Source organism: Nonomuraea sp. NPDC049141, from assembly GCF_040648415.1.
Taxonomy (GTDB): domain Bacteria; phylum Actinomycetota; class Actinomycetes; order Streptosporangiales; family Streptosporangiaceae; genus Nonomuraea.
Window position 1 is genome coordinate 280,943 of record NZ_JBEZDR010000006.1, and the last position, 12,670, is coordinate 293,612.

Here is a 12,670-nt window from a genome sequence, read left to right on the forward strand (position 1 = left end):
CATCCGGCACAATCAGCTCTATGCAGATGCCGCCCCATCCGCACCCAAGCGAGGACGCGGTTCGCCGCCGCCGGCCGGATCCCCGCGCTTGCCGTCTGTCGCTGCCGCTGCCGCTGCCGCGCGAGAGGATCTGATGCGACCTCTCCGATCGACCGATCCCCGGGAAGTCGCCGGGTACGTCCTGCGGGGGCGGCTCGGTGAGGGCGGCCAGGGCACGGTGTTCCTCGGCACTTCGCCCAGCGGGCAGCGGGCGGCGGTCAAGCTCCTGCACACGCACATCGGCCACGACCTCGACGCCCGGCGGCACTTCCACCGGGAGCTGGCGTCCCTGCAGCGGGTGGCGCCGTTCTGCACGGCCCGCGTCCTGGCGGCCGATCCCGACGCCGACCCTCCGTACGTCATCAGCGAGTACGTCGACGGCCCGTCGCTGCAGGAGGCGGTGCGCGACAACGGGGTCCTGCGCGGCGCGGACCTGGACCGTCTGGCCATCGCGACGGCCACGGCGCTGGGCGCCATTCACGCGGCGGGGGTGGTGCACCGCGACTTCAAGCCCGCGAACGTGCTCCTGGCCGCCGACGGTCCGCGAGTCATCGACTTCGGCATCGCGCGCCCGATCGACGCCACCGCCGCCACGGTCAGCGGCGTCGTGGGCACTCCGGCGTACATGTCGCCCGAGCAACTGTCCGGTCACCCGGCCGGTCCGACCCTGGACATGTTCGCGTGGGCGTGCACCATCGCGTACGCGGCCAACGGCCGGCCGCCGTTCGGCCACGAACCGCTGCCCGCCGTGATCAACCGCATCCTGAACGCCGAACCCGAGCTGGGCTCGCTGACCGGGACCTTACGCGGCTTCGTCGCCGCCTGCCTGCACAAGGACCCCTCGTGGCGACCGACCGCCCGGCAGGTGCTGCTGGGACTGATGAACAAGCAGCCCGGCCCCCCTTCGTACGGGACACCACCGTCCTATGGGACACCACCGCCTGGCGGACCGCCCCCGGGCGGCGGGACACCACCACCTGGGGGAACGCCACCCCCTGGCGGGACGCCATCGCCTTACGGGACACCAGCGCCGCTCCGTCAGGGGCCTTGGCCGATCACACCGCCACCCGCCACGCCTCACCAGACACAGCCGGGCCGTAAGCGCGCCGGTGTGATCGTCGGCACGGCGCTCGCGGCGGGCCTCGCGATCACCCTTACGGTGGCCGCCACCGTCGCCATCAACTGGTACCGATCACCGCAGCCCAGCACCAGCCCATCGGCATCAGGCTCGGCCACCACGTCCCCGACTGTGACGGCCACGCCCACGGGCACACCCGCGGCGCAAGTGGCGCGCTCACCGCGCCTGGGGCTGGAATTCTGGCAGGACAAGGCGGCCAGCCCGATGTCCCTGACCGATCTGGACCAGCCCATCACCACCGTCACCCTGAAGCGCGAGCCGTTCGAACTGCGATTCCCCACCCTCCCCAAGGACACGGCCGCCCAGGTCTGCGCCTGGACGGATGACTCGGTCTTCTCCATCGACGACGGAGGCAAGGTGGCCGACCATCCCTGCTTCAGACCGGGCACCGGCATCGCCGACTACGAGCACGGATCAGGGACGCTGTATCTGAACAACCACGGCCACAACTACCTGATCGGAGACCGGGTCGGGCACAGCTCCGACTCCCAGGACACGGTCCTGTTCTCCACGGTCTTCAAGGACGGCACCTCGACACTCCTGGCCGCCCAGCAGAAGAAGCTGTACCTGACCGTCTTCATCGACCTGGACGGAGACGGGACCTTCAAACGCTCGTCTCCGGGAGAGTACGAATACGTCATCCTAGATTTTCCTAGCTGAACGCTGGTCTCCATGGCCTCTCTGCGACTGTGCGGTTTCGGCTCTGGGACGGCGCGCCGGTTTCGCCCTACTACGCCAGCGCATGCTGCTCTCCTGAGAGAACCGGTGGGAAACCGCTCCTGCAAGTGAACTGACCGGCTGCTGGTTTGCACATTCAGTGGCGGTATGCGGCCAGCACGTTCACCATGGTCTGCATGGCGACGAGGAAGAGCACTTGGGGCTGGATCTCGCTGACGGTCGGCGGTCTGGTGGTCGGCGCACTGGGGACGATCTTCATCGTGCTGGATCTGGAACAGGCCGATCAGCTGGCGAGCGTGGTAGGCGTGTTCGTCGCCCTGGCGGGGCTGGGCATCTCGGTGTACGGAGTTGTCCTGGCCCGCCGAAGTTCGAGCCCGGCTTCTTCCCAGGCGACCGCTCCACGCTCAGACATAGACGCCATTACGGAGCGCGAGGAGCGATCAGTTGCCGTTCGGGACAACTTCGGGGTGATCCAGACCGGCGACGCCGGCCGGGCCGCCATCACGGGGGCGGGTAACGCCAGTAACACGATCACGGGCGGCACCTTCCATGGGCCCGTGACGATGGCCCGGGACATCGTCGGCCCATCCGCGGCTCAACTGTCCCCGCCTCCTGCCTTGCCCTCAGACGATCCCGATGTCCCGGAGCAGCTCCGGTGAGCGAGCCGCCTCGCACGGTTGACAATCAGGGCGTTGACGACGGTGGCCACCGTAACGCGATCACTGGTGGGACGTTCAACGCGCCGGTGACCTTGGCTCGCAACATCACCATGCAAGTCACCGGTCCAGCCCCGCAGGCTCGGGCGGGCCTGCCAGCCGGCCCGGTCGGTTTCGTCGGCCGCACCGACGCTCTGAGGGAGGTGCTGGCCTTCCTGGACCCGGCGGATGCGGGTGGGACAGGCGTGGTGGTGTCGGCGGTGGCGGGGATGGCCGGGGTCGGCAAGACCGCGCTAGCGCTCGTGGCCGCCCATCAGGCGATGGAGCAGGGCTGGTTCGGCGGCGGCGTGTACTTCGTCGACCTGCGCGGCTACACCCCCGACCCCGGCAAACGCGTATCCGCCGCAGCGGCGGCAGGGGACGTGCTGCGCAAGATGGGCATCCGCGACACCGATCTTCCGCCGACTGGCGAGGAACGGCTTGCCTTGTACCGGTCGGTGCTGGCCGAACAAGCCCGCCAAGGGCTGCCAGTGCTGGTAGTGGCCGACAACGCCGCCGTCACCGGCCAGGTCGAGCCGCTGCTGCCGGCCCAGCCGTGCCACCGGCTGCTGATCACCTCACGGCACACCCTTACCCTGTCCGCCCACCTGGTCGACCTGACCGTGCTGCCCGAAGAAGAGGCCCTTGACCTGCTGCGTACCGCCCTGCAGCCGAGCCGGCCCGATCCGCGTATCGACGCAGAGCCCCATCCCGCGACAACGATCGCCCGGCTGTGCGGACGGCTGCCCTTGGCATTACAGATCACCGCCGCCCTGCTGCGCGCCGAGCCGGACCGCCTCCTGGCTGACATGGCTGCGGAACTCGCCGACGCCCGGCACCGGCTGGACGCCCTGGACACCGGTGATGCCGACTCCCACGGCCGGCCGTACGCGGTGCGGGCCGCGTTCGACCTGTCCTATCGGCACCTGGTCGACACGCAGCCTGAGCAGGCACGGCTGTTCCGGCTGCTGCCGCTGGACCCGGGCCCGCACCTGTCCCTGTCGGCCGCTGCCGCCCTGGACGACGCACCCGAACCGGTCACGCGCCGACGCCTGGCCGCCCTGTCCCGTGCCCACCTGGTCACCGCTCCGGTCCCGGGCCAGGACCGGTGGGCGATGCATGATCTGGTCCGCCTGTACGCCGACGAGCACGGTAGGACCGAGGCGAACTCGGACGGGCGCGAGCGGGCGCTGGACCGGATGCTGGCCTTCTACCTGGACACGGCCGACGCCGCCGACGGCCACCTGCGTGCTCTTCCCGGTCAGTCCACGTCTGAGCGGTTCGGCGGCCGACAGGACGCGCTGGCCTGGTTGGACGCCGAACGCGCCAACCTGGTCGCCGCGGTCGCCCTGGCCGACTCCACCCACCGCCACCACGTCACCTTGGACCTGTCGGCCCACTTGACCGAATACCTTGCGTGGCGCCGCCACCTCGATGACCGTCTGGCCGTCGCCAATGTCGCGGTGCGGGCCGGCAACCGGCTGGGCGACCGGCGGGGCGAAGCCGGCGCGCTGAACAACCTCGGCGTCGCCCTGTGCGAGATGCGGCGATTCACCGACGCCCTCATCACGCACCGCAAGGCGCTGACGATCCTCCGCAAGCTACGCGATCGACACAGCGAAGCCCAGGTATTGAACAACCTCGGCAGCGCTCTCAGTGGACTGCGGCGCTACACAGAGGCCATCACCGCACAGCAGAAAGCCCTGACAATCCTCCGCTTGCTGGACGACCCGCGCAGCGAAGCCCACGTGCTGATCAACCTCGGCAATGCCCTGAGCGGGGTGCGGCGCTACACAGAGGCCATCACCGCACAGCAGAAAGCCCTGACAATCCTCCGCTTGCTGGACGACCGGCACAGCGAAGCCCAAGTGCTGATCAACCTCGGCAATGCCCTGGCCGGAGTGCGGCGCTACACAGAGGCCATCACCGCACAGCAGAAAGCCCTGACAATCCTCCGCTTGCTGGACGACCGGCACGGCGAAGCCAAAGTGCTGAACAGCCTCGGCTCCATCCTGGGCGAGGCGGGGCGGTTCGAGGAGGCCGTCACGGTCTTGGAGGACGCTCTGACAGCCCGCCGCGAGGTGGAAGACCGGCACGGAGAGGGCATAACGCTCACCAACCTCGGCAATGCCCTGGATGAGCTGGGGCAGTTCAAGGCGGCCGTCACCGCGTACCGGGACGCCCTGGCGGTCTACCGCGAGCTGGGCGAGCGACACGGCGAAGGCACGGCGCTGAACAACCTAGGCAGTGCCCTGAGCGGGGTGGGGCGATTTGATGAAGCCATCACCGTCCTGACGGACGCCCTGGCGGTCTGCCGGGAGTTGGGCGAGCAGCACGGCGAAGGCATGGCGCTCAACAATCTGGGCAATGCCCTAGCCGAGGCGGGGCGGTTCGAGGAGGCCGTCACCCTGCACCGGAAAGCCCTGACGATCTGCCGCGAGGCGGACGATCGGCACGGCGAAGGCACGGCGCTGACCAACCTCGGCAATGCCCTGGGCGAGCTGGGACGGTTTGACGAGGCCATCAGCGCCTTCGAGCGGGCGACCATCATCTTCGAAACGGTGAGGGACGACCGGCGCCGCAAGCGGGCCCAGGCTCTTGCGGAGGCCGCGCGGCGGCGGAACGCCGAGTGACAGGGGCGTGCGCGCGGTGACACCTGCGGGTTGCGTTTGACCTATCGTCTCAAAATGAGTCGCATATTTAGTCTCAAAATTAGCCGTCCGACAGGTGCCGGTATACGGTCGCGCGAGAGACGCCCAGGGCTCGGGAGATGTCGGCGGCGGAGTGCTCGCCGGTCGCGTACATCCGCCGGGCGGTCTCGATCATGTCCGGGCTCATCGCGCCGGGCCTGCCACGCCGTTGACCCGACGACCGAGCGGGCGCGGGCGAAGTGCCAGACGAGGACTCGGCTGAGGACTCGGCGAAAGCCCCGGCGGAGGGCTCGGCGGAGGGCTCGGCGGAGGGCCCCGCCCGAAAGTCGGGCGCAAGCCCTGCCTGAAAGTCGGACGGAGACCCGGCATCGAGATCGGTCGCGGACCCGGTCACATGCCCCGGGGCCGTCTCGCCGAGGAGTCGTTCCACCCCGGCCAGCACCGCGGGCCGGATCAGGTCGGCGGGCAGGTCGGCGAACATGACGACCGGGTCGCTGAGCATCGCGAACGCCTGCACCGCCCGGACCTGCCCGGCGAGATCCGCGTCGGGGCCGGCGATCAAGTGCTCGGCCATCATCGCGGTGTCGCGAAAACGCTCGAACGTCGGGCGGTCGGCGCCCAGCGCCAGGTCCTGCGTGTTCATCCGCATCAGGAACCGGTGCCTCAGCCACACGTCGAGCAGCCCCTCGATGACGACCCACCGCTTCCGCCGGAAGTCAGCGCCCTCGATGCCGTTGGCCGCCTCGACGGCGGCCTCCATGTCGGCCAGCATCGGCTCCGCCAGCGTGGCAAGGATGTCCTTCTTGCTGGGGAAATGGTAGAGGACCGCGGTCTTCGTCAGGTTGAGCCGCTCCGCGATCTCCCGTACCGAGGTGGCGTGATAGCCCAGCGAGGCGAACAGTTCGAGCGCGACCCGCAGGATCCCGGAGCGGGTGTCGTCAGTCATGTCGCAGATTCTAGCCGCTTGACTGACCTCCGGTCGGGACCCTATGGTTCAACCACTGACCGATGGTCAGGGCGAACGAAGGTGAGGTGTCTCATGAACGAGCGGATTCTGATCTCTGGGGCGAGTATCGCGGGGCAGACCCTGGCGTACTGGCTGGTCCGGCACGGGTTCCGGCCCACCCTGGTCGAGCGCGCGCCCCGGCCGCGCGCGGGCGGCAACGGTGTGGACGTACGTGGTCACGCCATCGACGTGGCCGAACGGATGGGGATCATGCCCCAGATCAGGACGATGGCGGCGGACGTACGGGGCATGTCCTTCGTGAACGCTGCGAACCGGAGCGTGGCCCGCATCGACGCGCAGGCCATGCGGAGCGGTGGCGACGACGTGGAGATCATGCGTGGCGACCTGGTGGCGCTCCTGTACGAGGCGACGAAGGACGACGTCGAGTACGTTTTCGGCGACTCCATCCGGACGCTGGAGCAGAGCGGCGACGGCGTGACGGTCTCCTTCGAGCACGGCCCGGCTCGCCGGTTCGATCTGGTCATCGGCGCCGACGGCATGCATTCCACGGTCCGCCGGCTGGCCTTCGGCCCCGAGTCGCGGTTCATCCAGTACAAGGGCCACTACTTCGCGTTCTCGAACGCCGACTCGGCGCTGGGTGAGAACCGCTGGGTGACGATGTACAACGTGCCGGGCAAAATGGCCGGAATCTACCGCTCGGGCAACCACTCCCAGGCCAAGGCGTACTTCATCTTCCGCCGGTCCGAGCCGCTGACGTACGACCACCGGGACGTCGAGCAGCACAAGCGCCTGGTGAGCGAGGCGTTCGCGGGTGAGTCGTGGCGCGTACGGGAGCTGCTCACCGGAGCGCTCGCGGACCCCGACTTCTATTTCGACGCGTTGAGCCAGGTGCGGATGCCGTCGTGGTCGTCGGGCCGCGTGGCGCTCGTGGGTGACGCCGCTTACTGCGCGTCTCCCGCGTCGGGCGCCGGCGCCGAGCTGGCGCTGGTCGGCGCGTACCGGCTCGCGGGCGAGCTCGCGGCGGCCGCCGGGGATCACCAGGTCGCCTTCCGCCGGTATGAGGACGGCCACCGGGAGCTGGTCGATCAGAAGCAGAAGATCGGGCCCAACGTCCGCCTCATGGTGCCGAAGACGCGCACCGGCAGGTGGGTCCGCGACACCATGGCCCGGCTGCCACTCATGCGGGCCATGGCGACGGTGGAGCGCATCATGGCGCCCAAGAACACCGCGCCACTGCCCGACTACACCCGCGACCACCTGATTCGCGAGCCCCAGCTCGTGACCGCGGACCGAGCGCGGAGCTTGTTCCCCCGCTGCGATCGCGCGGCCTCCTGACCTCGTGTACGCCCGGCCAGCCGGAGGCCACTGGGGGCCAGGAGCGTGGTGGCCGCCGAATGCCTGTTGGCAGGAGTCCGCCGAATCAACAACCCTCAGAATGATCTTTGTGATATGATGCATAGGTCATGACGACTCATGACGCCGCACAACTTCCCGAAGCCTTCATGGCCGCGTTCAACGCCGGGAACACCCAGCTCCTGGAGCACCTCTACAGCGACCCGGGCGTGCTCGTCCCCAGCCCAGGGCATCCCGTCACGGGCAAGGACCGGGCCACCGCCAACCAGTACCTGCTCGGGTTCGGGCTGCCGATCGACGCCCGGTTGCGGCACGCCTACGTCGCGGGCGACACCGCGCTGCTTATCGTCGACTGGACCATTCGCGGCCAGGCGCGCGACGGCCGCGAGATCGACCTCCACGGCACGGCGACCGACGTCGCGCGGCGGGGCCCGGACGGCCTGTGGCGCTACCTCATCGACAATCCATTCGGAGCCGGCTGAGCGATCAACGTCGCCAACCCTGGGAAATCGAAACCCTGACCTGCCCCTCCCCCGGCGAATCGGCCTGACGCTCAGCTGACCACCAGAACGCTCTTGAATTGCGGTCACGCACGCGAGGATGATCGCCCGTATGCGAGTTGTCGTTCTCGTTTGGGAAGGCTTTCTCGGGATCCTCACGATCGCGCTGATCGTGGCGGCGCTGTTGAGCGCGTCGCCGGGCCAGTATCTGGTCTACATACTGGCGCAGGCCGGGGCTCTGGGGCTGGTGGCGACGGGGCTGGCGCTGTCGTTCCGCACCGGTACGCCCAACCTGGCCGTCGGGTCGATCGCCGCTTTCACCGGCATGGTGACCGCCTGGCTGATGAGTATGAGCGGGCTGGGCTGGTCGGCGGCGATCATCGCGATCCTGGTCGCCACGGTCGGCGGGCTCCTCCTGGGTCTGTTCGTCACCGCGCTCTCGGCGCCGGCGTGGGCCGTGACCCTGGGCGCGGCCGTGGCCTGCGAGGCGCTGGTCAGCGGCATCGCGGACGCCCGCGTCATCCCCGTCGACATTGATTTTCCGACCTTCGTGTGGTTCGTGCTGTTCGTCATCGTGTCCCTGGGCGGCGCGCTGGCCTGGCCCGCCCTGCGCGTGGAGTCGCCGTGGATCAGCGCCATGGTGGGGCTGGGCGGGTCGAGCCTGCTCGCCGCCCTCGGCGGAGTGGCGCTGCTGACCAGGACCCACGCGGCGACCCCCGCTTCGGGCTGGACCACGACCACGCTGACCTTGGCCGCGGTCCTGCTCGGCGGGATCAGCGTGCACGGCAGGCGGGGCGGCGTGGCGGGCACCGTGCTCGCGGTGCTCTTCCTCACCCTGGTCCAGGGACAACTGGTGCTCTGGGCCACGCCGGTGTGGGTGTTCCAGGTCATCGCCGGAGCGGTGATCCTGGCCGCGCTGCTGGCCGGGCGGCTGGCCGAACTGGCGACCCAGGAGACACCGGCCCCCGTGACGTCCGGAGCCGGCTCGTAGGCGATTCGGCCATGCCAAGTCCGCCGGGCAGCCCCGCTCGGCGAGCTCGGGCTGCGCCTGATCGCCGGTGATCGGGCTGCGCCTGATCACCGGCGATTGCCCCTTCCGCACCGAAGATCGAGTCATGTATGTTCGACCCCGTCATCGAAAGAAAGTTTCAACCGAAGAGGGGCAATGGGCAAGAAGCTTCAGATGCTCGCGCTACCGATCGCAGCCGTCGCGCTGTCCATCCTGCCGACCGTTCCCGCCCACGCCGCCACGGGCTATGACCGGTGCCATGACGACAACTACTGCATGTTCTCCGGCCTCGACGGCACGGGCGACATCATCGAGATCCAGAGCGACACGCCGGATCTCGCCGCGTTGAACATGGGCGGCAGAGCCAAGTCGGACTGGAACCGGACGGATTCCTACATCCACCTCTACTCCGAAGCCAACTACGGTGGCTGCTCGGCGGTGACCACTCCGGGCGGCAAGGGCAACTTCTTCTCCGCCTACCGCGACTTCTTCGACTCCGTTCGCATCGGCGGATCGAACGGCCCCTCCTGCGGCACCCAGGACGACTTCCGGGTCAAGTCCCACTCCTGACGGCGGCACGACGCGCCCCGGCATCGCACCGTCGATGCCGGGGCGCACGCATGTCCGCTCCCGGGCAGGTGACCGGCCTTGATGCCAGGTCCCGCTCGATCAACGCCACCCCCCGAAGACTGAACGTCCCAGCGCGTACGCGCGTATCTACACATGGGTCGGCACATCACCCCCGCTATCGCCCGTAGTAGTGGATCTCGCAGCCGTCCCGACGAGAAATGGTGCTGAACAAGCCATCTCTCCGGTACGGTTTCGCCCCATACAAGGACGGTTACGAGGAGGCGTCGTAGTGGCCATGCCGACAAGGCTTGGACGGATGGCAGTGGCCGGGGCACTGGCGCTGGGCGTGCTGGCCGCCACCCCGAGCGGCGCCGTCGCCGCGCCGACACCCACCCCACAGGCCAGGGCCAAGGCGAAGGCCAAACTGGTGAAACTCAACGAACGGGCCGACAAGGTGGTCGAGCAGTACAACCAGGCCACCGAGACCTACAAGAAGGCCAAGGAGAAGTACGACACCCTCAACGCCGAGGTCGGCCGCAAGGGCGTACAAGCCGACGTCCTGCGCAGGGACCTCGCCGCGGTGGCGGTGAACAGCTACCAGTTCGGCGACTTCGCGGGCTGGCAGCGGTTCCTCGTCGACAGCAGCCCTGAGGCGACGCTGAGCGGCATGGCCACGCTCGACCAGATGGCGCAGGCCAGGGCGGCGAAACTCAGCGCCTTCGAGGCGACCACCAAAGATCTGCGCGATCGGCGCACGGACGCCAAGAGCGTCCTGGCCGAGGCGGACGACGCCCGCGACAAGGTCCGCGGGCAGAAGACGGAAGTCGAGAAGCTGGTCGCCGAACAGACCAAGATCCTGCGCAAGCTGGGCGCCTTCCAGGCCGGCGACCCCAACAGCACCGGCATCAAGTACACCGGCGCGGCCTCCGGCAACGCCCGCATCGCGCTCCAGTTCGCCTTCGCCCAGATCGGCAAGCCCTACCAGTGGGGCGGCACGGGACCGAGCTCCTACGACTGCTCCGGCCTGACCCAGGCCGCCTGGCGGGCCGCGGGCGTCGAGTTGACCCGCACGACCTACACCCAGTGGAGCTGGGGCGCCAACCGCCGCGTATCGCTGGACGAACTGCAGCCCGGAGACCTGCTCTTCAGCAAGGGGCTCGGACACATGGGCATGTACGCGGGAAACGGGAAGATGATCCACGCGCCGCAGACCGGAGACGTCATCAAGGTGTCCGACCTCGACGACTACTGGCGCGCCCGCCTGCTCGGCGCGGTCCGCCCCTGACCTTCGGCGCGCGGGTGGCGGGTGTCGTCAGGGCGGATACGATCGACTCGTTCAGCGCTGCGGAGGAGGCGGGCATTGCCGGGCACCGAGAGGCCGAAGACCGGCCGCGCTCCCGAAGGCCAGGAGGCCGTCGAGCCGGCGAAGCATGTCACCTGGCTCATGCTGATCTACCGGGTGCCCAGCGAGCCGACCCGGTTGCGCGCCGCAGTCTGGCGGCGGCTGCGCAACCTCGGCGCCATCTACCTGCAGAACTCCGCGGCCGCCGCGCCGCGGACACCGCACAGCGAGCGGATGCTGCGGGCGCTGCGCAACGAGATCGTCGAGTCGATGTCGGGTCAGGCCTTCCTGGTCAGCACCTCCTCGGTCATCGGCGAGACCGAACTGGTCGCCCTCTACAACGCCGCGCGCGACGACGAGTACGAAGAGATCCTCGACAAGTGCGTCGACTTCCACGCCGAAGTGGCCAAAGAGGTGACCGCGCGGCACTTCACCTACAGCGAGCTGGAAGAGAACGAGGAAGACCTCACCAAGCTCAAGGGCTGGTACGAGAAGGTCAAGGCACGTGACGTCCTGGGTGCCGCACGGGCGAAAGAGGTGACCGAGGCGCTCGAGGACTGCGCGAAGACGCTGGAGGAGTTCGCCGCCTCCGTCTACGAGGCCGAGGACAGCGCGATCTTCTAGGCCGGCTACGGGTCATCTTCCAGGCCGGCTAGCGATCGCGCACGTCGATCCGCAGCGCGATGACGAAGGCGGCCATGAGGCACGCCCCGAGCACCGGCGTGAGCACCACTGCCGGCACCGCGAACGCCAGCAGGACCACCGTGCCGAGCGCCAGCGTGGTGACGACGGCCACGGCGATCTTCCAGTCGTCGCCGATGATCAGGTCGTACCAGAACTGCCCGAATCCTCGGATGAAACCCATGTTCAACTCCTAGCTGGAAGCGCTCGGGACGGCGGTGGACGCGGTCGCGGCGGGCCGCCTGAGGGCGTGGACCATCACCCGCGACAGCCCGAACCACGCGGCGATGAGCACCAGGATCGCCAGGTCGGCGCCCGGCCACTCCAGGCTCTGGCGGCTCGCGGTGAAGATGCCCAGCCCTTCGACCGCCCAGAAGGTGCCGAACGCCGCGAGCAGCAGGCCGACACCGTACTTCATGGTGTTCTCCGGCACCTTCGACAGCGGCCCCCTGACGGCGATGCCCACGCCGAGGACGAGGAGCACACCGAGGACGGCGGCGCCGATCGCCACTGGCATGTTGTCCGCGCTCAGGCCGAACGTGATCACGATGAAGACCACCTCGACGCCTTCGAGGAAGACCCCCTTGAAACTGATCATGAACGAGAACCAGTCGAGGCCCTTGGCCTTGACCGCGCCCGCACTCTCGGCCGCCGCCACCTCGTCGGCGAAGATCTGGTCCTCGTCGTGCATGGCCTTGCGCCCGGACGACCGCAGGATCGCCTTGCGCAGCCACTGCAGGCCGAAGATCAGCAGGACGCCGCCGATCGCGAGCTGGAGTGCCGCCTCCGGCAACCAGGTCGCGAGCGCGTATCCGGCGACGGCGGTGAAGGCCGTCAGCGCGACGAGCGCCGCCGCCACACCCGCGAACGTGGAGCGCCAGCTCCGCGTCACGCCCATCGCCATGACGATCGTCAGGGCCTCGACCATCTCCACGATCGAGGCGAGCAGCACCGCCGTGCCCAAGCCCCATGCGGCCGCGTCCATCGGCCCACTTCCTTCCGTTGCTCCTCCACCGGCGAACCATCACTCGCCACAAGATGTAACAG

General features: G+C 68.8%; 12 protein-coding genes. 9 read left to right on the top strand and 3 right to left on the bottom strand.

Going from position 1 to position 12,670, the window contains the following annotated elements; genetic code table 11:
* Positions 1 to 133: 133 nt before the first annotated feature.
* From AB0B91_RS20300 to AB0B91_RS20310, 3 genes are all read left to right on the top strand, one after another.
* A complete protein-coding gene (locus tag AB0B91_RS20300; RefSeq protein WP_358321479.1) occupies positions 134 to 1,837 on the top strand; it encodes a serine/threonine-protein kinase in 1,704 nt (567 codons plus the stop codon).
* 194 nt (positions 1,838 to 2,031) lie between these two features.
* On the top strand, positions 2,032 to 2,514 hold the full coding sequence (locus tag AB0B91_RS20305) for a hypothetical protein (protein WP_358321481.1): 483 nt from the start codon (positions 2,032 to 2,034) through the stop codon (positions 2,512 to 2,514).
* A gap of 110 nt (positions 2,515 to 2,624) precedes the next feature.
* Positions 2,625 to 5,183 carry a tetratricopeptide repeat protein gene (locus AB0B91_RS20310; RefSeq protein WP_358322200.1) on the top strand — a complete coding sequence of 853 codons (2,559 nt, stop codon included), beginning with the start codon at positions 2,625 to 2,627 and terminating at the stop codon, positions 5,181 to 5,183.
* A 79-nt stretch (positions 5,184 to 5,262) separates the two neighbouring features.
* Here the strand turns inward: AB0B91_RS20310 and AB0B91_RS20315 are convergent, their stop codons facing one another.
* Complete coding sequence (locus tag AB0B91_RS20315; RefSeq protein WP_358321484.1) at positions 5,263 to 6,147, bottom strand: TetR family transcriptional regulator; 885 nt, start codon at positions 6,145 to 6,147, stop codon at positions 5,263 to 5,265.
* A gap of 93 nt (positions 6,148 to 6,240) precedes the next feature.
* On the opposite strand from AB0B91_RS20315, the gene AB0B91_RS20320 reads away from it, so the two are divergent.
* The 6 genes from AB0B91_RS20320 to AB0B91_RS20345 all read left to right on the top strand — a co-directional run bounded on the left by AB0B91_RS20320 (position 6,241) and on the right by AB0B91_RS20345 (position 11,566).
* Positions 6,241 to 7,503, top strand: a complete 1,263-nt coding sequence (locus AB0B91_RS20320) for an FAD-dependent monooxygenase (RefSeq protein WP_358321487.1) — start codon at positions 6,241 to 6,243, stop codon at positions 7,501 to 7,503.
* 128 nt (positions 7,504 to 7,631) lie between these two features.
* Positions 7,632 to 8,003 (top strand): nuclear transport factor 2 family protein, encoded by a 372-nt coding sequence (locus AB0B91_RS20325; RefSeq protein WP_358321490.1) that lies wholly within the window; start codon positions 7,632 to 7,634, stop codon positions 8,001 to 8,003.
* Between the two features lie 130 nt (positions 8,004 to 8,133).
* Complete coding sequence (locus AB0B91_RS20330; protein WP_358321493.1) at positions 8,134 to 9,012, top strand: hypothetical protein; 879 nt, start codon at positions 8,134 to 8,136, stop codon at positions 9,010 to 9,012.
* A 174-nt stretch (positions 9,013 to 9,186) separates the two neighbouring features.
* Positions 9,187 to 9,600, top strand: coding sequence for a peptidase inhibitor family I36 protein (locus AB0B91_RS20335; protein WP_358321496.1), 414 nt, complete (start codon positions 9,187 to 9,189; stop codon positions 9,598 to 9,600).
* A 295-nt stretch (positions 9,601 to 9,895) separates the two neighbouring features.
* Positions 9,896 to 10,885 (top strand): NlpC/P60 family protein, encoded by a 990-nt coding sequence (locus AB0B91_RS20340; RefSeq protein WP_358321499.1) that lies wholly within the window; start codon positions 9,896 to 9,898, stop codon positions 10,883 to 10,885.
* A gap of 75 nt (positions 10,886 to 10,960) precedes the next feature.
* Positions 10,961 to 11,566, top strand: a complete 606-nt coding sequence (locus tag AB0B91_RS20345) for a Chromate resistance protein ChrB (RefSeq protein ID WP_358321502.1) — start codon at positions 10,961 to 10,963, stop codon at positions 11,564 to 11,566.
* A 28-nt stretch (positions 11,567 to 11,594) separates the two neighbouring features.
* Here AB0B91_RS20345 and AB0B91_RS20350 read toward each other — a convergent pair whose 3' ends face one another.
* Both AB0B91_RS20350 and AB0B91_RS20355 read right to left on the bottom strand, forming a co-directional pair.
* Positions 11,595 to 11,807: a hypothetical protein gene (locus tag AB0B91_RS20350; protein ID WP_358321505.1), complete on the bottom strand. Its 213-nt coding sequence runs from the start codon at positions 11,805 to 11,807 to the stop codon at positions 11,595 to 11,597.
* A gap of 9 nt (positions 11,808 to 11,816) precedes the next feature.
* Positions 11,817 to 12,608 (bottom strand): hypothetical protein, encoded by a 792-nt coding sequence (locus AB0B91_RS20355; RefSeq protein ID WP_358321507.1) that lies wholly within the window; start codon positions 12,606 to 12,608, stop codon positions 11,817 to 11,819.
* Between the last annotated feature and the right edge of the window lie 62 nt (positions 12,609 to 12,670).